This window comes from Novosphingobium aerophilum (assembly GCF_014230305.1).
Classification (GTDB): Bacteria; Pseudomonadota; Alphaproteobacteria; order Sphingomonadales; family Sphingomonadaceae; genus Novosphingobium; species Novosphingobium aerophilum.
The window spans coordinates 1-20,255 of record NZ_JACLAU010000042.1; the positions used below are offsets into that span (position 1 = coordinate 1).

Genomic DNA, 20,255 nt, shown 5'->3' on the forward strand with positions numbered 1-20,255 from the left:
CCGGCCTCCCCACAAAGGGGCCCTCCGGTGTGTCGGGATCCGCTCCGGGCTACGCCCTACGCAAATCCCGACACACCGGATTCTCATCTTGATTGTCGCGCATTCTCACCGTGAATGTCGCGCTACAATCACCCAGAGCGATCCGAGGCTATCTGCCCTCGTCGAACAGAATCTGATAGACCTTGGCTGCGGCCAGTATTGGGCTTTGCTGAGTCCGGCACACCAGCAACAAGATGCTGCTTTGGTCCGGCAAGCCGGATGAACCGAAGGTTGATTGCCAGAAAAAATTGAGACCATGCCCCGGACCCGACGCCGTGACAGCGCCGAAATCCGGGGTGAGGTAGCTCATACCTTAGGCAGCGGCAGGGACAGCCGTGCCGACATGGTTGTGATACACACCAGCCTCATCGCGGTACCAATGATAGACGTCCGGGTTAGGGCCTGCACAGGCATTCAGCACGATCACGACGTGGTCCTCGTTGAAACCAAGCTTGATCAGCGTTCCGCGAATGCGGCCGCGGGTGTTGATGCCGTTGTCGATGCAGGCCTGGATCAGCACGATCACGCGGGAATGAGCATCAGCGCGGCGACAAGCCACCTTGAGCTCGCGCAGCTCCTTGAAGATGCGGGAGACCTGCTCGGGGGCGGCGTTGCGGCCGAGCTGGTCGGTGGGAGAAGTCGCGGTAGTCATAGGGTTCCTTTCGTAAGTGGACCGCGCGCAGCGACACGCGCGGCCCGAGAGTTGATCAATCGTCGCTGTCCTGAACGTCGGCAGGGGCTGTTCCGGCCCAATTGACGTTCATCTTGGCAGCCCCCGCCTCGACCGCCTGCATCAGCGTGTCGTTGGCTAAGTGGCTGTATCTCATGGTACTTTGGTGGTCTGCGTGGCCGAGCACCTTCCCGACGGCGAAAAGGTCGATGCCGGCATTGATCATGAAGCTGGCCGCTGAGTGGCGCAGATCATGGAGGTGCAGGCCGGGAAGCCCGGCAGCATCCCGCGCGGTGTCCCACGGGTGCTTGATGCAGGTGTAGGGCTTCTTCGTGCGCGGGTTCGGCAGCAGGTAGGGGCACTTGTCGTAGCGCGGCAGCTTGGCGATCAGGTCGAGCGCCGGCTTCGACAGGGGCACGTGTCTGGCTTTCCCGGTCTTGCTCGTCGGGATGAACCAAGCCCTGCGCTCGAAGCTGATATTCTCCCACTTCGCGTCAAGCAGCTCACGCTTGCGCGCGCCGGTCAGCAGCAGCAGGCCCACGATGTTCTTGAGCTGTGGGTTGAGCGAGGTCTCGCAAGCCTTGAGTAGGCGGGTAGCCTCCTCGCTAGTGAGGAACCGGTCCCGGGCGTTGTTGAAACGCGGACGGGGGATGCCCCGCACCGGGTTGAACTTCACTCCCGGCGTTTGCCACTTCAGCGCCAGCTCGAAGCTGCGGTTGAAGGTGATGCGGATCTTCTCGACCGTAGCCGGGGCCAGCCCTTTCTCGCGCAACTCGCCAAGCCACTTGGCGACCTCCGGGGGGGTAATCTCGTCCAGGCGCTTCTTGTCCCAGCGGGGGCGGATATGGACGCGCAGAACCGCCTCGGTATTCGCCGGAACCTTCTGGTAGGTGCGGACGAACGCCATGTGCTGGTCAGCCAGCTCGGCATAGGTTGGCACCGCCTTCTTTTCGGCTTTGCGCGCGGCAGGGTTGCCGCCCATGACGACTTCAGCCCGGTACTTCTTCGCGATCTTCTGCGCTTGGGCGAAGGTGATGTCGCCATAGGCGCCAATTGTGCGCTGGCACTGACGGCCGTACTCGTCCTGGAAGCGAAAGACGTAGGTCTTCGCGCCGCTCTCGTAGCAGGTCAGGATAAAGCCGCTAATCAGGGTGTCCCAATAGTCGGTCCGCTTCCTGCCCAAAATGCACTGGAGTATCAGGCAGGTAGCAGCATCAAGTCTTTGTTTTGGCATGGGTAACTCCTTGAAAAGGTGATCGGGATTGGGGACGCAGAAGCCCAGCCCGGCCCGGGTAGGGTCAGGTGCCGGCGAGGCCGGCGGGGGTGCCCGGTGGGGCTCCAGCGGCGATTTTCGGGTGGTCCGGGGGTCAGGCTCGGCCTGCACGGGGGCGGGCGGCACCGGATACCGGGGACAGTTTTCTCCTCCCCGCACCCGGAAAGGAGGTAAAGGCGGCGGCTAGGTCACTTTCGCCACCGTCCAGGCGCGGCGCTCGGGCGTGATGACCTGCCGGATGACATGGCCATCGACGATGCGTTCGGCATTCTTCTTGAGGTACCAGCCGAGCTTGCTGGGATTGACGCTGTTGCGGTCCATCACCGGCAGGTCGTAGACCGCTTCGGCCAGAGCCTGATCGGGATGCAGCTCGATTGTCTGCACCAGCTTGCGCACCTGCACCGGCCTTTCACCGAACTCGTAGGACCAAGCTTCCATGAAGGCAGCAAGGCTGGCGGCTTCGGGATCGTTGCGCAGTTGCTCCAGCAGGCTGGAGGCCGGATCGGGTAGACCCATCCACAGCAACGGCTGCCGGCACAGGTCCGACCACTCGCCGAAGCTGCCAATCGGCGGCACATCAGCCTTGGGAGCACCAGCCGCCTGCCAAGCACGGATGATCGTCAGGGCGTCAGCGATGTAGCTCTCGCGGTTGGCCAGCATCGTCTCGACCGGGCGTCCCTTGTAGACGAGCGTTGCCGGTGACGATGAAGGCGGAGCCAGACGGATCGATACCACCCGGCGGCACATGTCGCGCACGGGTCCGACGTTGTTGCCCGAACCGATGATGAAACAGTTGGTGCTCGCCATCACCACCCGGCTCGAACCGAGAATGCGCTCCGAGATCGTTTCCGAGGTCAACATCCGGTTGATCACCCCGTGCGGGAGCCAGTCGGTCTGCATGTCGTCGAAGGCGATCGCGGCTGGTGCCTGGAGAAGAGCGGCGAGCATGGCCTTGGAAGCCTCCTCGGAGCGTGCCGGATAGCTCATGTTCAGCGGATCACTGGTCGAAGCAAAGGCAAGGGCCAGCCGCGTTGCATAGCTCTTCCCGCTTCCCGGCGAGGCGGCAGTGATGTTGAAAGCAGGCGCCAACGCGAGGCTCGGACGCACGGTTGCCGTAAGCAGGGCACAGAGAAGGGCAGAGCGGTCCGGCTCTCCGGCAAAGTGGAACTCGCCGATGAGGGCTGACAGCCGGTCCAGTGCGGCTTCCGCTGCCACTCGGGTAGGTTCCGGCAGCCTGTAGTCGCCAGCCTTGAAGTGCGCGTAAATGCCCGAAGCGCGATCGTAGCCCGGCTGTGTCACCAGCACATTGTCGCCCTTTCGGAAGAACGGTTGCCGCGCGATGCCGTTGAGCACCGGCAAAGAGCCGTAGCCGCTTGCTCGCACCAGCATCTGGCAGACGCGGGCCGGCGGATCGCAGCGCACCCAGGTCTTGGACCGGCCGTCATACTTCTCCCAGTCCGAGCCGCCCGACAGAGCTACCGCTACAACCTGTTCGCTCGCCAGCTCGGTCGCCACGTCACCACCAGCCGCACCGCGCAGCCGCACGATGTTGCCTTTGGCCTGATAGAAGTTCTCGCAGGTCGACAGGACGTGCTCGGCTGCAGCGAGGATCAGGTTCTGCTCTCCGGCTTCCAGCCGCACGACCGGCTTGCCCCGTGCACGCTGCGGCTCGATGTCCAGGCGATCGAGCAGAGCCCTGACGCCGACGTCTGCGGCATGTTCACCGACGCACTCGAAGTGCCCATACGGCAAATTGAGCGTGGGCTCGGTGTAGGTCGCGACGAGATCAGGTTGCCCCTGATGATCGGGCGCCCAAGGACATTCGACCGCATGCTTGCCCGGCCCGATCAGCCCGCGATACCAGCCCTGTTCCCGCAGCCGCGCGATGACGAGGTTGGTCTGGGGCTTCGGGGTGAACACGCCATCAGCGACAAAGCTCGCGGCTGATGCCTGAGCTTCCGCACGGACAGGCGCCGGCAAAGGGGGTGAAGGAGGCGTCGCGGACTGGGGCGTTACCACCTCTCCCCCTTTTCCTCCTTTTTTCGGCCAGTCGATGTCGATTGCCGAAACGTCGACGAGGGCGCGGGGTGCGGGCGCGGGTGTCTCGGTCTGTGGTGCCGTGAGCTCTGCCTGTTCGTCAGGCACAGCGGTTCCGTTCGGGAATGGAAGGTCCATTACCGGGTACTCCGTTCAAGTTGTTGGTTGAGCTCAGACGCCCGCCTTGGCAGGTCTGGACTGTTCTCGGCCGCTTCCGGCCGTTGAGTGCAGGCTAGGTCAGTGCTGGTACGCAGGCGTTTGATCCACGGACACCAGGGCCACATAGTCGTCCGGCTCCAACCCCGGGACTATGGTGGCGAGACGGTCTGCCAGATGGGCCGTCGAGGCGTCCGGTCCCTCACTGAGCTGCCCAAGCAAGCAGCCAAGGTAGGCCAATGGATTCTGGGAAAGTGCGGCGGCTTGCTTGCGCCGCCAACGGAGCAGGTTGAAAGCAATCTCATCCATTTCAGCGAGGCTGAAGGTGCTGCTGTTCCGAATTTCTGAGCTGGCAAGATACATGACAGGTTCCTTTGCTGATCAAGCTGCCTTCAACTCTGAAGACCCTGTCATTTTATGATCTAAACCATTTAAAACAATAGATTTTATTGATTACGTGCATTATGTTCGAAGCGAATAGTTGGGCTTCAGAATGGCTGTTTTCTCTCGACATAATCCGTTCTTTGCATAGTTACAGCTAAAGGAAGTATGGGCTCGCGCGGTCCGACGCAGCCGGAGATGCGCCGTGGGGCCGCCTGACGCGAATCAGTTTGGTGGGCGATGTCGCAGGTTCGAGGGTCTGTTGAGATGAGTGACATTAAGCCCGTGAGTCCTCGGCTAGAGTGGTTCTTGGCCGCGATCTGCGTCTACTATTTTGACAGCTACTCAGGCGCGGCCGAGTATCTCCAGATCAGTCAATCGAGCGTAACCCGCCAGATTGCTGCCGTGGAAGAATGGCTAGGAGCCCCAATTTTTGCTGATACAAAACCGCCTAGGATCACGCCTTCCGGCCTCAAGTTCTGCGAACTCGCCCGAGAGACGCTCTGCCGTTTTCACACGTTGAAAATGTTCTGGATGGGTGAGCAGGCGGCGCAAGCAGCATTGTCTGCAAGCAACTACTCCTACAATCGACTAATCTTCAGTTCTAAAGAGGATTTTTGGGCTAACCGAACTGCAAATGTGGTAACGGACGCGCCTCGCGACGCGCCCGGAGCCCTGTGATTTCGCGGTTTTCTAGGCCAATTTATGATCCCTTTTGAGTGACCAGACCTCCCAAGGCGAGTGCGCCAAGGGTGATCAACGGATGGTGTTCCATCATGCCGCATGCCACCGCTACGCAGAGGAAGGCGATTGTCTCCCGCGCATAGAAGAGTGCGCCCCAGATCAGCAGGACGCACACGGCGATCAGCAATGCCGCGATGGCAAAGCGCAGAGCCGCGAGCACCAGACACACAGCAAGCAGGAAGCCGAGCGTTCTCACAGCTCGGCACATCCCCGGCAGAGGGCGAGCAACTCAGGGAGGACCCCTTCCGCGTCTTCAACGAACACGATGAAGGCGAAGTCCGTGCCCATGGTGTAGACCAGCTCAATCCAGCCTTCGTGGTGCTCGATCCAGTCCCAGTCGGGTAGCAGGGGGATGCCATCGAGACGGGACACCAATGGTGAGAACCCCAAGGCTTCGATGAGGTCGGCTTCGGTATCGCCAGCCTGAACAACAACAAAGTGCGTGCAGTCAGCCAGGTCGAGCGAGACGGCATCATTGATACGCCCGGCGAGCAGATCTCGGAGGAGCGGGTCGAGCGGCTGGAGCAGCGCAGCGCACTGGGTGTCAAGGTCGGGTAGGTTGTACATGATTTGTTCTCCTCAGGGCAAAAAGAAAGCGCCGGAAGCGGCAGGGCCTCGGCGCGGTTGGATTTTGGGAAAGAGAGGTGGAGCCGGTGGGCTAGATGAGGCTGGAATCCGGATCGTGTGCAGCTTGGGCGTGTGCCCGAAGGTGGCTGAGCATGTCTGGATCGAAGCCGGGGGTGTCTGTCACGATCAGCACATGGGCAAAGCCGTCGTCTGAGATGATCAGGGGAGCCTCATACAGCGTGCCGTGGTCCAGGACCCATTCCCACGCCGGATCGGCAAAGGTGAGGCCGGTTGCCTGCTCTACGTCGGCGAGGCTGTCTCCGGCTTCAGGGATGAAGATAACGGCCAGCTCATCGTCGCCGTACTCGGCAAGCATTTCCAGCCGCTGGCGCACTAGGTGTTCCACGGCGGGGTCGATTGTGCTGTCCAGGTCGGACAGCGAACGAATAATGCGCATGTGGGCTCTCCAAACGAAAAAAAGGCCCCGGATTTCTCCGAGGCCTCAGTGGGTGGTGTGGGGGTGATGTCAGAACTTTTGAATGGGCTTCGCTCCGGGTTTACAGGTGCCAGCGCGTTCCTGCGTCATGACCAGCTGGGATGCTTGGGATTTGTGGGTCATCGTCCACGTCGTTGCGATGGTCCCCGTGGTGCGGCTCAAGGTTAGCTGACTTTGCTCGGCCGAGGTGTAGCCGGCGGCCTTGTCGTCCAGGTTCAGGCTTGAAGTGAAACGATACTCTGCAGGGGTTTGCGTTGCCTTGCAGGCTCGGCCGTCCCCACAAAGCGGGAGGAAGGCGTTCTTGTCATCGCGCAACTGTTCAATTTTCAGCGGCGCGTTCGTTATCCGAAGGGTGATCCGTTCGGAGACGGTCTTTGGCGGAAGGCTCGCCACCGGACGCAGGTAATCACGGCTGGAGTTAGTGCCGCTCAGCTCGCAGTCGAGGATGATCGGCTCGGCTGGAGAGGGTGCTTGCTCCCGTTGGCAGGCCACCCCGACAAGGTGGACAACAACCAGATGGGCCTGGCCTTCGAGGAGCTGATCCGCAAGTTCGCGGAAATCTCGAACGAAACGGCCGGTGAACACTTCACCCCGCGCGAGGTGATCCGCCTGATGGTGAACCTACTGTTCGTGGAAGATGACGATGTGCTGTCGAAGCCCGGCGTTGTCCGCAGCATCTATGATCCCACGGCGGGCACCGGCGGTATGCTGTCGATCGCGGAGGAATATCTGCGCGAGCACAACCCGCAGGGCCAGCTCACCATGTCGGGGCAGGAACTGAACCCGGAATCCTATGCCATCTGCAAGGCCGACATGCTGATCAAGGGGCAGGACATTGCCCGGATCATCCAGGGCAACACCCTGTCAGACGACGGCCACCACGGGCAAACGTTCGATTACATGCTCTCCAACCCACCGTTCGGCGTGGAATGGAAGAAGGTCCAAAAAGAGGTTCAGGACGAGCACACCCGGCTGGGCCATGCCGGGCGGTTCGGTCCGGGGCTTCCCCGCGTGTCCGATGGTTCGCTGCTGTTCCTGATGCATCTGCTGTCCAAGATGCGCCCCTGGACGGAAGGCGGCTGTCGGTTTGGCATCGTGCTGAACGGCTCCCCGCTGTTCACCGGCGGGGCGGGCAGCGGCGAAAGCGAAATCCGTCGCCATGTGCTGGAAAGCGATCTGGTCGAGGCGATCATCGCGCTGCCGACCGATATGTTCTACAACACCGGCATCGCCACCTATGTCTGGGTGCTGTCCAACAAGAAGCCGGCTGCCCGCGCTGGCAAGGTCCAGCTGATCGATGCCAGCTCGTTCTGGCAGAAGATGCGCAAGTCCCTCGGCTCCAAGCGCAAGGAAATGGGCGACCGGCACATTGCCGACGTCACCCGCCTGTTCGGGGCTTTCGTGGAAGCGGAACTCGCCACGGTGCTGGATGCCGAGGGCAAGGAAGTGGCGCGTGAAATCGTTGTTGCCGGGGAGCAGCCACCAGCCGCACCGGACGGCGGCAAGGTGAAGCTGGCCCCGCTATCGCGCATCTTTGATAACAAGAGCTTCGGCTACCGTACGATCACGGTGGAGCGCCCGTTGCGCGATGAGCAGGGCAACCTGGTGTTGGGCCAGCGCGGCAAGGCCAAGGGCCAGCCCCAGCCGGACAGCAGTCTGCGCGATACTGAGAACGTGCCGCTGGCAGAGGATCTGGAAGCCTATTTCGCGCGCGAGGTGAAGCCCCATGCGCCCGATGCCTGGATCGATCACGAGAAGACCAAGATCGGCTACGAAATCCCGTTCAACCGACATTTCTATGTGTTCGAGCCGCCTCGGCCGCTGGCGGAGATTGATGCGGATTTGCGTGAAGTGACTGCCCGGATTCAAGCCATGCTGACGGAGTTGGCGGCGTGAGCTTTCCTGCTTATCCGGATTACAAGGACAGCGGGGTTACTTGGCTTGATGTGGTGCCAAGCCATTGGACCGTGACAGCACTCAAGCGTCGATTGAAAATCGTTGGCGGATCAACTCCCAAGTCCGATGTTGACGACTATTGGGACGGAGATATCCCTTGGATTACCCCGGCCGACCTGAGCCGGCTGCCTGACCTTTTCATTCGCGATGCACTCCGCAGCATCACTACTGATGGACTTGCATCGTGCGGGACATCTTTGGTGCCATCAGGCAGCGTCATATTGTCAACTCGCGCGCCAATCGGCTCACTCGGAATCGCGGCGGTCGAGCTTTGCACTAATCAGGGATGTAAGGCACTGGTATCAAACGAGGTGAACTCGACATTCTTAGCTTACCTGTTGTCGATCTGCTCAGCCGAACTGAACGTCCGGGGGCGTGGTTCTACATTCTTGGAATTGTCGGCGGATGAGCTTGGGGCATTCCAAATCAGTTTCCCGCCACCCGATGAACAAACCGCCATCGCCACCTTCCTCGACCGGGAAACCGCAAAGATCGATGCGCTCATGGCAGAGCAGGAGAGGCTGATCGCGCTGCTGAAGGAAAAGCGGCAGGCGGTCATCTCCCACGCCGTCACCAAGGGCCTCAACCCTAACGCTCCCATGAGAGACAGCGGCATCGAATGGCTAGGCCAAATCCCTGCACATTGGCAAATCGAGCCGCTCAAGCGTCTAGCAGACCCACAAACGTCCATCACCTATGGGATTGTTCAGGCTGGCCCGGACATTCCAGATGGTGTGCCCTACATAAGAACCTCGGACATGAGCGGAGAGGAATTGCCTCTCGACGGTTATTTGCGGACCAGCGCTGAAATTGACGCTGCATACGCTCGATCAAAGGTAGCATCTGGTGATTTGGTAATCGCCATCCGCGCGACGATCGGGAAGCCGCTTATCGTTCCCGCTGAGTTGGCTGGCGCTAACCTAACCCAAGGCACCGCCAAATTTAGTCCAGGTGAGAAGGTGTTGGCTAGGTTTGTCCAGCTTGTGCTCGGAAGCACTGGAGCATCGGCTGAATTTGACCGGATCTCAAAAGGGTCGACGTTCAAAGAGATCACGCTCGACATGCTGCGCCGGTTCCGCATCCCCCTTCCGCCACTCGATGAGCAGCAGAGAATTTGTGACTGGGTCGATGGACCATTTGGCAAAGTTGGCGGACTACTGGAGACTGCTTCAGAGGCTAAATTGGTACTCCAAGAACGCCGCGCCGCGCTGATTTCCGCAGCAGTCACCGGCAAGATTGATGTACGCGGGCTGGCTGTCACCAGTGAAATGGAGGCAGCATGACCAGAGCCTTGGGTCGCTCGCTGGAGCTCTACTATATCGACGGGCGTCCCGACGGGATGCTGACGGCTGAACTGTTCAACTGGACAGGCCATGTACTGATGGCGCCTCGCACCCAGATTGCCACCGCACTTGCGCGGCCCGAAGCCAGTTATGCAGGCATCTACCTGTTACTGGGCGAACTCGATGGCGCGCCGCTGGCGTACATCGGCGAGGGCGAGGATATCTCGGCACGCATCCGCAGCCATGACGTGAAGAAGGACTGGTGGTCCAGCGCTGTCCTGGTAACGGCAACTGCCAACAAGCTCAACAAGGCCCACGTCCGCTACCTTGAAGCACGGCTGATTGCAGAAGCAAAATCTATCGGCCGAACTCCACTTGAGAATGGCACGGCGCCTAACCCGCCCTCCTTGAGCGAAGCAGATGTCGCTAAGATGGAAGCCTTCCTAGAAAATCTGTTCGTCGTGCTCCCGGCCGTCCGCGTCGATATGTTTATCCAGCGCGCTCGCAGCAGCGACCACAAAGCCTCAGCTCCCAAAGAATCGAAACAGCCTCGGCAGCCGCTGCCCGGACCTGAAACAGCATCAGGCGATGTCCGCTTCCGGCTAGAACTGCCACGCAAAAACTTTTCTGCCGACGCGGTTCTAAATGAGCGGGGCGAATTCGTTGTTCTCGCCGGCTCAAACGCTCGTCCAGCCCAAAATCTTGGTTCCTACACGGGCCTCTACAATGAGCTAGTGCGGGCAGGTGTGATCGCGCCAGACACTGCAGGGCAGCTTCGCTTCGCATCCAGCTATGTGTTCAACAGCCCCAGCGCCGCAGCGTCTGTTGCCAGCGGGACTTCGGCGAACGGTGCCGTCGGTTGGAAGCACGTCGAGACAGGCATGACTTACAAGGACTGGGAGGCGCAGCGACTGGGCAATGGTGACGGTTTTGCCGAAAGCCCTTTCGGAAACTAGCGCGAAACTCAATCCTGGCCTGAAGGGGCGGGACATCCGCGATGCCTTCACCGACGAAGACGCCAAGATCCTGCTGGTCGCCAACAAGTTCCAGACCGGCTTCGACCAGCCGCTGCTCTGCGGGATGTACGTGGATCGGCGGCTGGCCGGTATCCAGGCGGTGCAGACGCTATCTCGCCTGAACCGGTCCTACCCGGGCAAGGAAACAACCTACATTCTGGATTTCGTGAACAGCTCGGAAGAGGTGTTGCAGGCCTTCCGCCAGTACTACGAGACGGCCGAAATCGAGGCCGCCACCGACCCCAACCTGATCTTCGACCTGCGCGCCAAGCTGGATGCGGCTGGACATTACGATCAGTACGAGGTGGACCGGCTGGTGGCGGTGGAACTCGATCCAGCCGCCACGCAAGGGCAGCTGATCGCCGCTCTCGAACCCGTGGCCCAGCGTTTGCTCTACCAGTTCAAGGAGGCGCAGGAGCGCTTCAAGGCAGCGCAGGATCAAAAGGCCAAGGGCGAAGCCAAGGATGAGATGGACGCCCTGCTGCTGTTCAAAGGCGACATGGGCGGGTTCCTGAGCCTCTACACCTTCCTGTCGCAAATCCTCGACTACGGCAGCACGGAAATCGAGAAGCGCTTCCTGTTCTACAAGCGCCTGATCCCGTTGCTGCAGTTCGGCCGCGAACGCGAAGGCGTGGATACGTCAGGGCTGAAGCTGACCCATCACAAGCTGAAGGATGAGGGCAAGCGCAACCTCTCGATCGGCGGTGATCCCGTGTTGTTGCCGCCCATCACGGGTGTTGGCTCTGGCAGCGTCCAGGACAAGGAAAAGGCCTTGTTGGCCGAGATCATCGCGAAGGTGAACGACCTGTTCGACGGGGAACTGACTGACGACGATCAGCTCATCTACGTTAACAACGTGATCAAGGGTAAGCTGCTGGAATCGGAAGCCCTGCGCGTTCAAGCCCAGAACAATACCAAGGCCCAGTTTGCCGCTTCACCGACGCTGGCGAACGAAATCTTGAATGCGATCATGGACGCACTGGCGGCGCACGAGACGATGAGCAGTCAGGCGCTCAACAGCCAGAAGGTTCGTGATGGACTGAAGGAAATCCTGTTGGGACCGGGGCAACTTTATGAGGCGTTGCGGAGCGATCCGCAGCGGTGACTAGACCACTCAAAACCAAATCTATGTGCTAGGATCGAGCGAATGTTGGAAAAGCAAAACGTCCTTCGCGCCATTAAGCACTTAGACGCAGTCGGGGACACGGACCTGTTTCCACGCCTACCCGAAATGGCGTTCTTCAAGGAAAACTCTGAGAGCGTTGCTGATCTAGTTAGCAAGCTGACCTTGGGGCAATACAATCCAGTTAGTTCCGTGGAGGTATTGACTCCAAAAGCAAATCTGGGTTTTCGAATCGGTCATCAGCTTACTGCCACTGATATTTTGATCTATACCGCCTCAGTGATAGAATGTGCAGACGGGATCCAGGATTTAAGAGATCGCACCTCTCAGGATGTGCCATTTTCCTACAAGTACGATGCCAATGGCGAGGCGAGATTATTTGAATCAAACAGAGGATTTCATGATTGGCTGGCTTATCTAGCGTCTTTTGGAGATGATGACGTATTTGACGACGCGAAGCCAGTATTAGAAACCGATATATCAGATTTTTACCAAAGAATATACTTTCATAGAATTGAGAATATATTAAATGATGTCAATGCATCTAGGGGTAGCAACGGTGCAATAAAGAAGGTTATACAGGTCTGTCGATCAAAGCAGTCATTTGGACTTCCGGTTGGTTCTTCTGCCTCGCGCCTTCTCGCCGAAGGGCTTCTTTGCGACACAGACCGTTTGCTCCTTGATATGGGTCTCCAAGCCTCCCGGTATGTCGACGATTATCGAATAATAGCGAATGATCGAAATAATACTCACTCTGTGCTTTGCAGGCTGGCAGAGCACTTAATGGTTACTGAAGGGCTATCGCTTAATGTAGCAAAGACTCGCATTGTAGATACTAGATCATTACATAAGTCCGTTCAGCAGAAGCTGCAGGATGTCTTTACAACTGCGGAGATGAGGGCGTTTCATCAGCATTTGAGCACTACATATGGTGATGAAGAAATAGACGATGAGGATGAGTCCGGGCCAGACAATCCTTTCCTGACTGGCTCAGACCTTCTTGACCGGCTAGATGAACTTAAGAAAAACAACTCGGACTTTTCGAGCAGAAAAGCAATCCTGAAGGTTCTTCGGAGCGTCCCAGCAGCTGACGCAGCGAGGCTTCTCAAGGATCATAGAGACTTAGCCTACCATCTACCACGCGATTTCTGCCGAGCGATACGTGCGTCTATTGAGGCTGGCCTGGCAGAGCCGGTCGAAGTGGAGGCGGCAGTTTGGGACCTGCTCCAAAAACCACCAATTAGCGAGCTGTCTTATGCAAGGCTCTGGCTCCTGAATCTGTACGCGAATGGAACGCTACCTTCAGATCGCAAATTGATAGTCAACACGATTGGGCGGCCTTCGGCATTGGAGGAGCGCCAACTCATCTTCATCAGGGCTCGGCTGAACGATCGAGCGTTTTTTCGCGAACAGCGCGGGCGTCTTGGTCAGGTCGGAGAATGGATCAAACCTGCACTGTTGGTGGCTGGAGCCTGTCTACCTGCTGACGAGTACCGCAACTGGATCGATATCGCCGTCCGCCAACTTGGAGATCCTTTTGCACAGGCTTTCGGGAACTGGTTGAAGCAAGGTCAAGATTACGAGGCTCTGATGGCAGTCTGATGACGGCTTCTGACCTCAACGTCAGTTTCGGGCCCAAGGCGGACCCAGTTGCCCCCCATTTTTGTCCGGCTGGGTAAGTGGGAAGAGCTTCGGCCAGCCCAACTAGCACCCTTTTGCCGAAAGAGCTTTCATCTGCATGATTCTTAACAAAGATCTGTACATGGCTTCGCCGACAGTGTGGGTGATGCGTGGGCTGAGGGCAGTTCCTTGCTCAAAGCGCCACAAATAGGATCCGACCCAGCTCCTCACTCTAGAGCCCTAGAGCCGTATCTAAATGATTTTCCTAGTGGAAGCACCTTAAAGTGGGTGGTGCCGCTTACGTGACTCGAACACGTGACCCCATCATTACGAATGATGTGCTCTACCAACTGAGCTAAAGCGGCGTGGCCCGGGGAGGTGCGGGCGAACGCGGGGGCTCTACAGGCTTGGGGCGGATCGTGCAATCCGTTTCCGGACTGTTTTTGCGGGTTTGCCGGGTTCCGGGCGGGAGTGGGGGCGGAGTTCAGCGGATCGGGGCGACGATGGCGCGGCAGCCGGCGCGGAGCACGGCCCGCTTCTGCCACTGCTGGATCCGCGACGGGCGGGTCGGGACGCGGTCCTCGTAGTACACGTAGGTTTCGGCGAAGGCCGGCGCGTCGGCAAAGGCGATGGTCCGGCCGGGACACAGCCGCGCCAGGTCCCAGGGGAAGACCAGGTTGCCCAGCAGCACCCGCGGCCGGTTGCTCAGGTCGGGGCGGTTGAGGACGAAATTGGTGCCGAACGGCAGGGTCTCGCTATCCACCACGACGTAATCGGCATCGAGCCGGGCGAAAGCCTGGGTGGCGCGGGCATAAGGCGCGATCATCCCGCGCACCATCAGCGCGTGGACCGGCAGCAGGATCAGCAGCGAGACCGCCGTGGTGAGGTGCAGCGCACGGCGCGGCGTGCCCCCATGGTGACGCAACCAGGCCCAGCCGAACCCGGCGAGCAGGCACAGGTTGCCGATCAGTCCGTGGAGATAGCGATAGCCCCAGCCATGCCCTTGCGGCGGCAGCAGGATCAGCATGGCGACGAAGGTGACGAGAATGCCCAGAGCCAGCGCGCGCGCCAGGTCGTCGCGCGGCGCGCACCGCCAGGTGCCGACGATCGCGAGCGGAACGATCAGCACATGCTGCCAGGCGATGAACCGCAGCAGGTTCCCGGCCATCAGGCAGATGGCCGCGAAGTTGGGCGGGGTCAGCAGCCCGGCCAATCGGCCGAGAAAGCCGAACTGGTCGCTGGGGCCTTCCGGCGGCTGGCCGATCCCGTAACTGGCCAGCCAGTTCGGCCAGGCCGCCCAGGCCAGTCCGATCACCAGATAGCCAGCGACATAGGCCCCCAGCACCGTCCAGCGCCGTTGCCGCCGCAGCAGGTCGAGAAAGGGCAGGACGAACAGGGGGTGGAACACCGGCTGGTGGATCCCGGTGGCGAGAAAGCCGGTGATCAGCGCCCCGGCGTGCCCGGCCCGGGTGCCGCGCAGAAACAGCGCCAGCCACACCAGGTTGAGCAGCAGGTGCGTGGTCATGGCGAAGGCCGCCGTGCCCATCAGGATGACCTGCGAGGACGCGGCATAGCCGATCAGGACCACCGCCTGGGTGCCCCGATCGTCCGGCCACAGCCGCGCCGCGATGCGCCACAGCACCACGCCGGCCAACCCCGCCTGCAGCGGGGACACCAGCGACAGCGGCATGATCTTGCCCAGCGCCGCGCGGATGGCCGCGTTGATCGGCAGATAGCCCGAGACCAGGCCTTCGTGATTGCCGATCGGGAACAGGAACAGGTCGTTCAGCGCGCTGTAGAGCGGGGCGAGCGCCGGGGGGAAAGGCCAGAACAGCCGCCCGGCGGCAAAGATCCGGGAATCGAACACGGCCATGTGCTCGTCCCGGGTGAAGTCATGGTCGAACAGCACGCCGATGCGGATCGCCCAGGCGAGCGCCGCCAGCAGCCCGGCCCCAACCAGCACCGCGGCCGGAAGATGCCGCGCCGCGCGGGACCAGAGGCCACTGCGGCCCCCGGCGTCATCGGCTGCGGCGAGGGTCGGACGCATGCCGAGCAGGGCCAGGATCAGGGCCACGCAAGCGGCGACGGGGAGATCCTGGTGCCTGGCACTGAACAGGGTCAGGAAGACCAGGCTGTCCGGATAGTAGCGGGTCGGCACGATCAGCAGGGCCAGCCCCCCGCACAGCATCAGGGCGCCGAGCGTCACGAAAACCGCTCGCCGCAGGGTGGTTGCGGCGGTGTCTTCGGCCTCGATCTGCCCTGTTTGCGCCCGCCCGCTGGTCATTGCCTTCCTGCCCCTGTCGCGTCCGACCCAAAGCAGAGAACCGCAGCAGCGGCAAGGGCCGTGGCGGGGCCATAGAGGCATGGACGGGGTACGGGAACCGGGCCAGCGGCGCGGCGTTCGGGTGACAATGGCCGGATCGCTGTCCGGACCTTGCCGCGCAGTCCGGGCCAGGTCCCGGGGCAATCGAAGCTGTCAGGGACCGGGATGACCGACGACACCACCAGACACACATCCCGTGAGCGGAACCGGGGCGTTGGCGATCAGGGGTACGAATTGCGCTACTTCGCGCGCAAGCACGGTCTGTCCACGGCCCAGGCGATGGACCTGATCCGCCGCATCGGCAACGATCGCGCCAAACTGAACGAGGCGGCAGTGCGGCTCAGGCGCAGCCTCACGCCCACCCGCCCGGGATGACCGGCCGTTCCGGCTGCGCAAGGGGCGAACCGGTCAGTTCAGGACCAGCCGAATCGCCGTCGTGATCAGGAATCCCATGCCGCAGGCGCAGGTCGCCGCGATGCAGGACAAGCGGACAAGCCCCGTCATTCGTAGAATTACCGTTTTCGTGCATAGACTTAACTGTGCTGTACGAGAACGGCGAAGGCTTTGCGGCAAGCCGTTCCGCAGTTTCCCCGACTGATCGGCCAATTCGGGCGCTTCGCCGCGCCCGGCCCGGCGGCTTGCCCGGGGCGGCGGCAGGCTCTAGGCGGGAAGGGTGCCATCGCCCGCGCCTGCCTTGCCCGAATGCCCCAGGCTGCCCCGGTCGGCGCGCCAGGCGATGGGGCGCGGGCTCATGGCCCGGTGTCCGCGCTGCGGGGAGGCGCGGCTGTTTCGGCGCTGGCTGCGCCCGCATGACGCCTGTCCGCGCTGCGCCGTGGACTGGACGCCGCAAACCGCGGACGATTTCCCGGCCTATATCTCGATCCTGCTGACGGGCCATCTGCTGGCACCGGTGATCATTGCCCTCGTGGCCGAATGGGACCTGGGCCCGGGCCTGCTCGCGGCGATCATCCTGCCGCTGGCCGCAGTGCTGATGCTGGGTTTGCTGCAACCGGCCAAGGGCGCGGTGATCGCGCTGCAGTGGTGGCATGGCCTGAACGGCTTTCGGCGGGAGCGGGGGGGCGACCAGCGGGCGTAGATGTGAGCTTTCAGGAGGTTGTTCATCCGGCCTGACCGGACCAGACTGATGTTGCGACGGCTTCAGTCCTCTGTCGTCATGTTTCCGTGCAGCCGGGTCAGCAAGCCGATCAACTGGTCCACGTCGCCCTCGGCGAATCCGCCCAGCACTTCGCCCATCACCTCGTCGACAGTGCCGCGCAGGCGTTGCAGCAGTTCGTCGCCGGCGGGGGTGAGGTACAGCAGCCAGGCTCGCCGGTCGGCCGGATCGGGCCGGCGTTCGACCAGGCCCGCCTTCTGCAGGCGGTCGATCATCCGGCCGGTGGTGATCGCCTCAACGTCCAGATCGGCAGCCAGGGTCGCCTGGGTGGCGCCCGGGCGCCGCTTGAGGTTGCCCAGCACGCGCCATTGCGGACCGGTCACGCCGTAGGCGCGGGCGGCCGTGTCGAAGCGCTTGCGGAACAGCCGGGCCACGTCCGTCGCCAGAAACACGACCTCCATGCCGGGGGTGCGGGTAGGGCTCTCCATGCCCCGGACCTAGCATGAACCGGCGCGATGTAAACGATCGCAGGACGGGTCGGTCCGATGGTTCAGCAGGTCACGCCGAGGCTGGCCTCGTAGCATTCGCAGGCGTGCGCGACGAGCAGCGGGCGATCGATGATCGTCACGGTTCCGCGCGAATAGCGGATCGCGCCGGCGCGCATCAGCCGGCTGCAGGCCTCGCTGACGGTGGCGAGGCGCAGCCCGAGCAGCTCGGCCAGGCTGCGCTGCATGATCTGGAACGAATCCGTCAGGGTCATGTCGTCGGCGCGCAGCAGCCAGCGGGCGATGCGCTGGCTGGCGGTATGGACACTGGCGCAGACCACCGCCTGGGCGGTGTAGGCCAGCGTGCGGCTCACGTGGGACAGGATCGCGCGGTCGAGCGAGGGGAAGTGCGGCCGGGCCTCGATCAGATCGGCGACCGGCAGCCAACTGGCCTCGCCCGACAGGACGACCACGGCATGCGCCTGGGCGCGATCCACGCCCAGCAGCGCCTCGCCGCCCGCCATCGAATCGCGGCAGACCTGGATCTGTTCGATCATGCGTCCGTCGCGCAACCGCGTCTGGAGCGAGATCATGCCATCGTGCGGAAAGATCAGGCTCCGCGCCGGTGATCCGGCGACGTAAAGCACTTCGCCGGCCCGGATCGGCCTGGTCATCAGCCGCGGGGCCAGGACGGCGCGGCAATCATCGGGCAGAGCGGCAATGATCTGGTTCGTCACGGCCCGTCCCATGACTCAAGCTACGCGCCCCTGCAAGACCCGGAATTGCAATAAATATTTGGAAGATAAGAGTAATAAACATCGATATTGAAGTAATAAAGTTGCGATGTCTGGCAATCGGCATGGTGCCGCGCGGCGGTGTCGGCTCTCCCCGTGCCGCCCTGTGCCGGGCGTTGCGCTGTCGCGCGAATGGTGTAACGGCAGGGCCTTCCGCGCCGCACGGATGGTCCGAGTGGCGCCATCAGGGACCTCTGGCGAGACCGATGACGATCAAGCGCACGCTCTGTGGCAAGGCGATCAACCCCGTGGCGATGGGGTGCATGAATGTGTTCACCGTCTATGGCCCGGCCCTGCCCTGGGACGAGGCCGGGCGGGTGTTCGAGCGCGCGCTGGACCTGGGCTACGATCACTTCGACACGGCCCGGCTCTATGGCCTGGGGCGCAGCGAGGAACTGATCGGCGAGCGGCTGAGCCATCGCCGCCACGAGTTTACCGTCGCGTCGAAGATGGGCATCTTCAACGGCGACGGGAAGCGGTGGATCGATTGCCGGCCCGAAACGATCCGGGCTGAGTGCGAAATCAGCCTGCGGGCGCTGAAGACCGATCACATCGACCTCTACTACATGCACCGCCGCGACTTCTCGACCCCGATCGAGGATTCGGTCGGCGCCATGGCCGACCTGGTGGCCGAGGGGAAGATCGGCGGGATCGGCCTGTCGGAGATGAGCGCGGAGACCCTGCGCCGGGCCCATGCGGTCCACCCGATCGCGGCGATGCAGAGCGAATACTCGCCGTTCTCGCGCAATGTCGAGATCGCCCTCCTGGATGCCACCCGCGAGCTGGGCGTGGCGCTGGTCGCCTTCTCGCCGGTGGGGCGCGGTGCGCTGGGCGGGGTGCTGCGCGATCTCGCGGACCTGCCCGAGGGGGATCTGCGCACCGCCTTGCCCCGCTTCCAGGGCGAGAACTGGACCCGCAACCTGGCGCTGGTCGATGCCTTCGACGGGCTCGCGGCCGACTGCGGGGTGACACCCGCCCAACTGGCGATCGGCTGGGTCCTGTCGCGCGGCGATCATGTCATCGCCTTGCCGGGCACCCGCTCGCTCGATCACCTGGCCGAGAACATCGCCCGGGCCGACTGGCGCCCGTCGGCCGAGGTGGTGGCGCGGATCGACGCACTGTTCACGCCCGACAGCGTGGCGGGCCCGCGCTACAACGCGGCGCTGCAGGCCACGATCGACACTGAGGAGTTTGCCTGAGGCAAGGGGCAGGGCGGCCGGACGGATCGGGCCGCCAGCGGGCTGGCCGGTAGGATCAGTGGCGGAACACCACGGTCTTGTGTCCGTCCAGGAAGACCCGGTCCTCGAGGTGGAGCTGGACCGCCTCGGCCAGGACGCGCCGTTCGATGTCGCGGCCCTTGCGCACCAGGTCTTCCGGGGAATCGGCGTGGCTGATCGCCTCGACGTCCTGGTGGATGATCGGCCCCTCATCCAGATCGGCGGTCACGTAGTGCGCCGTGGCGCCGATCATCTTGACCCCGCGGGCGTGGGCCTGGTGATAGGGCTTGGCCCCCTTGAAACCGGGCAGGAACGAATGGTGGATGTTGATGCAGCGGCCCGACAGGAATGACGCCAGATCGTCCGACAGGATCTGCATGTAGCGCGCCAGCACGATCAGTTCGGCTCCCGTCGCGTCGACCAGCGCCTTGATCTGCGCCTCCTGCTGCGGCTTGGTGTCACGGGTGATCGGCAGGTAATGGAACGGCACCGATCCGATGTAGGGCACCCCCAGCGCGTCCTGCGGGTGATTGCTGGCGATGCCGACCACGTCCATCGGCAGTTCGCCGATCGCGTCGCGATAGAGCAGGTCGCTCAGGCAATGGTCGAACTTGCTGACCATCAGCAGCACCTTGCGCCGCTCGTCGGTGGCGCGCACCTGCCAGGTCATGTCGAGCCGGTCCGCCACTTCGGCCAGGCCGGCGCGGATCGCCGTGACAGTCTGGCCCGGGCAGGCGAACTTGATCCGCATGAAGAAGCGCCCGGTGTCGATCGCGTTGTACTGCTGCGCCTCGCGGATATTGCCGCCGATCTGGAAGAGCCGGCCGGTGACCGCGGCCACCAGCCCCGGGCGATCGGTGCAGGACAGGGTCAGGACGAATTCTGGCATGGTGCGCTGGCACTCCCCTCGCTGGCCGCGGCAGCGGCGCAGCCCCGTGCCCATGCGCGAGATGCCGCGGCA

The 20,255-nt window shown here is 62.2% G+C and carries 22 protein-coding genes and 1 tRNA gene; 9 read left to right on the forward strand and 14 right to left on the reverse strand.

What is annotated here, in order from left to right; genetic code table 11:
* Window positions 1-148: 148 nt before the first annotated feature.
* The 5 genes from H7F49_RS16435 to H7F49_RS16455 form a co-directional block, all read right to left on the reverse strand.
* Entirely contained in the window at window positions 149-349 is a 201-nt protein-coding gene (locus H7F49_RS16435) for a hypothetical protein (protein ID WP_185684662.1), read from the reverse strand.
* Window positions 350-352: 3 nt separating this feature from the next.
* Entirely contained in the window at window positions 353-691 is a 339-nt protein-coding gene (locus H7F49_RS16440) for a hypothetical protein (protein WP_185684663.1), read from the reverse strand.
* 55 nt (window positions 692-746) lie between these two features.
* On the reverse strand, window positions 747-1,943 hold the full coding sequence (locus H7F49_RS16445; RefSeq protein ID WP_185684664.1) for a site-specific integrase: 1,197 nt from the start codon (window positions 1,941-1,943) through the stop codon (window positions 747-749).
* A gap of 222 nt (window positions 1,944-2,165) precedes the next feature.
* Entirely contained in the window at window positions 2,166-4,157 is a 1,992-nt protein-coding gene (locus H7F49_RS16450) for a hypothetical protein (protein WP_185684665.1), read from the reverse strand.
* 99 nt (window positions 4,158-4,256) lie between these two features.
* A complete protein-coding gene (locus H7F49_RS16455; protein WP_185684666.1) occupies window positions 4,257-4,538 on the reverse strand; it encodes a hypothetical protein in 282 nt (93 codons plus the stop codon).
* 327 nt (window positions 4,539-4,865) lie between these two features.
* On the opposite strand from H7F49_RS16455, the gene H7F49_RS16460 reads away from it, so the two are divergent.
* A complete protein-coding gene (locus H7F49_RS16460; RefSeq protein WP_185684667.1) occupies window positions 4,866-5,237 on the forward strand; it encodes a helix-turn-helix domain-containing protein in 372 nt (123 codons plus the stop codon).
* A gap of 22 nt (window positions 5,238-5,259) precedes the next feature.
* On the opposite strand, the gene H7F49_RS16465 is transcribed toward H7F49_RS16460, so the two are convergent.
* From H7F49_RS16465 to H7F49_RS16480, 4 genes are all read right to left on the reverse strand, one after another.
* Complete coding sequence (locus tag H7F49_RS16465) at window positions 5,260-5,496, reverse strand: hypothetical protein (protein ID WP_185684668.1); 237 nt, start codon at window positions 5,494-5,496, stop codon at window positions 5,260-5,262.
* Window positions 5,493-5,867 carry a hypothetical protein gene (locus H7F49_RS16470; RefSeq protein WP_185684669.1) on the reverse strand — a complete coding sequence of 125 codons (375 nt, stop codon included), beginning with the start codon at window positions 5,865-5,867 and terminating at the stop codon, window positions 5,493-5,495. The genes H7F49_RS16465 and H7F49_RS16470 overlap by 4 nt, the downstream gene beginning before the upstream one ends.
* Before the next feature lie 91 nt (window positions 5,868-5,958).
* Window positions 5,959-6,324, reverse strand: coding sequence for a hypothetical protein (locus H7F49_RS16475; RefSeq protein WP_185684670.1), 366 nt, complete (start codon window positions 6,322-6,324; stop codon window positions 5,959-5,961).
* A 69-nt stretch (window positions 6,325-6,393) separates the two neighbouring features.
* On the reverse strand, window positions 6,394-6,855 hold the full coding sequence (locus tag H7F49_RS16480; protein WP_185684671.1) for a hypothetical protein: 462 nt from the start codon (window positions 6,853-6,855) through the stop codon (window positions 6,394-6,396).
* Between H7F49_RS16480 and H7F49_RS16485 the strand changes: the two genes are divergently transcribed.
* The 5 genes from H7F49_RS16485 (at window position 6,844) to H7F49_RS16505 (ending at window position 13,343) form a co-directional block, all read left to right on the forward strand.
* Window positions 6,844-8,259, forward strand: coding sequence for an HsdM family class I SAM-dependent methyltransferase (locus H7F49_RS16485; RefSeq protein WP_235982273.1), 1,416 nt, complete (start codon window positions 6,844-6,846; stop codon window positions 8,257-8,259). The genes H7F49_RS16480 and H7F49_RS16485 overlap by 12 nt on opposite strands.
* A complete protein-coding gene (locus H7F49_RS19945; RefSeq protein WP_185684672.1) occupies window positions 8,256-9,602 on the forward strand; it encodes a restriction endonuclease subunit S in 1,347 nt (448 codons plus the stop codon). Before H7F49_RS16485 ends, H7F49_RS19945 begins: the two co-directional genes overlap by 4 nt.
* A complete protein-coding gene (locus H7F49_RS16495) occupies window positions 9,599-10,558 on the forward strand; it encodes a GIY-YIG nuclease family protein (RefSeq protein ID WP_185684673.1) in 960 nt (319 codons plus the stop codon). The genes H7F49_RS19945 and H7F49_RS16495 overlap by 4 nt, the downstream gene beginning before the upstream one ends.
* Window positions 10,521-11,723 carry a type I restriction enzyme subunit R domain-containing protein gene (locus tag H7F49_RS16500; protein WP_235982274.1) on the forward strand — a complete coding sequence of 401 codons (1,203 nt, stop codon included), beginning with the start codon at window positions 10,521-10,523 and terminating at the stop codon, window positions 11,721-11,723. The genes H7F49_RS16495 and H7F49_RS16500 overlap by 38 nt, the downstream gene beginning before the upstream one ends.
* Window positions 11,724-11,849: 126 nt before the next feature.
* The gene (locus tag H7F49_RS16505) at window positions 11,850-13,343 is read left to right on the forward strand and encodes an RNA-directed DNA polymerase (RefSeq protein WP_185684674.1); all 1,494 of its coding nucleotides are present in this window, start codon (window positions 11,850-11,852) and stop codon (window positions 13,341-13,343) included.
* A gap of 307 nt (window positions 13,344-13,650) precedes the next feature.
* On the opposite strand, the gene H7F49_RS16510 is transcribed toward H7F49_RS16505, so the two are convergent.
* Both H7F49_RS16510 and H7F49_RS16515 read right to left on the reverse strand, forming a co-directional pair.
* Window positions 13,651-13,726 (reverse strand) — tRNA-Thr (locus H7F49_RS16510).
* Window positions 13,727-13,845: 119 nt separating this feature from the next.
* Entirely contained in the window at window positions 13,846-15,645 is a 1,800-nt protein-coding gene (locus H7F49_RS16515; RefSeq protein ID WP_185684675.1) for a hypothetical protein, read from the reverse strand.
* A 204-nt stretch (window positions 15,646-15,849) separates the two neighbouring features.
* Here H7F49_RS16515 and H7F49_RS16520 point away from each other — a divergent pair, with 204 nt between their 5' ends.
* Together H7F49_RS16520 and H7F49_RS16525 are read left to right on the forward strand one after the other, a co-directional pair.
* A complete protein-coding gene (locus H7F49_RS16520) occupies window positions 15,850-16,059 on the forward strand; it encodes a DUF3606 domain-containing protein (RefSeq protein ID WP_185684676.1) in 210 nt (69 codons plus the stop codon).
* Between the two features lie 376 nt (window positions 16,060-16,435).
* Window positions 16,436-16,780: a DUF983 domain-containing protein gene (locus H7F49_RS16525; protein WP_328806826.1), complete on the forward strand. Its 345-nt coding sequence runs from the start codon at window positions 16,436-16,438 to the stop codon at window positions 16,778-16,780.
* Between the two features lie 62 nt (window positions 16,781-16,842).
* Here H7F49_RS16525 and H7F49_RS16530 read toward each other — a convergent pair whose 3' ends face one another.
* Window positions 16,843-17,286 (reverse strand): MarR family winged helix-turn-helix transcriptional regulator, encoded by a 444-nt coding sequence (locus H7F49_RS16530; protein ID WP_235982275.1) that lies wholly within the window; start codon window positions 17,284-17,286, stop codon window positions 16,843-16,845.
* 62 nt (window positions 17,287-17,348) lie between these two features.
* On the reverse strand, window positions 17,349-18,020 hold the full coding sequence (locus H7F49_RS19820; RefSeq protein WP_185684677.1) for a Crp/Fnr family transcriptional regulator: 672 nt from the start codon (window positions 18,018-18,020) through the stop codon (window positions 17,349-17,351).
* Between the two features lie 263 nt (window positions 18,021-18,283).
* Here H7F49_RS19820 and H7F49_RS16540 point away from each other — a divergent pair, with 263 nt between their 5' ends.
* Window positions 18,284-19,276, forward strand: a complete 993-nt coding sequence (locus tag H7F49_RS16540; RefSeq protein WP_185684678.1) for an aldo/keto reductase — start codon at window positions 18,284-18,286, stop codon at window positions 19,274-19,276.
* 55 nt (window positions 19,277-19,331) lie between these two features.
* On the opposite strand, the gene purU is transcribed toward H7F49_RS16540, so the two are convergent.
* Window positions 19,332-20,183, reverse strand: coding sequence for a formyltetrahydrofolate deformylase (gene purU / locus H7F49_RS16545; protein ID WP_185684679.1), 852 nt, complete (start codon window positions 20,181-20,183; stop codon window positions 19,332-19,334).
* Between the last annotated feature and the right edge of the window lie 72 nt (window positions 20,184-20,255).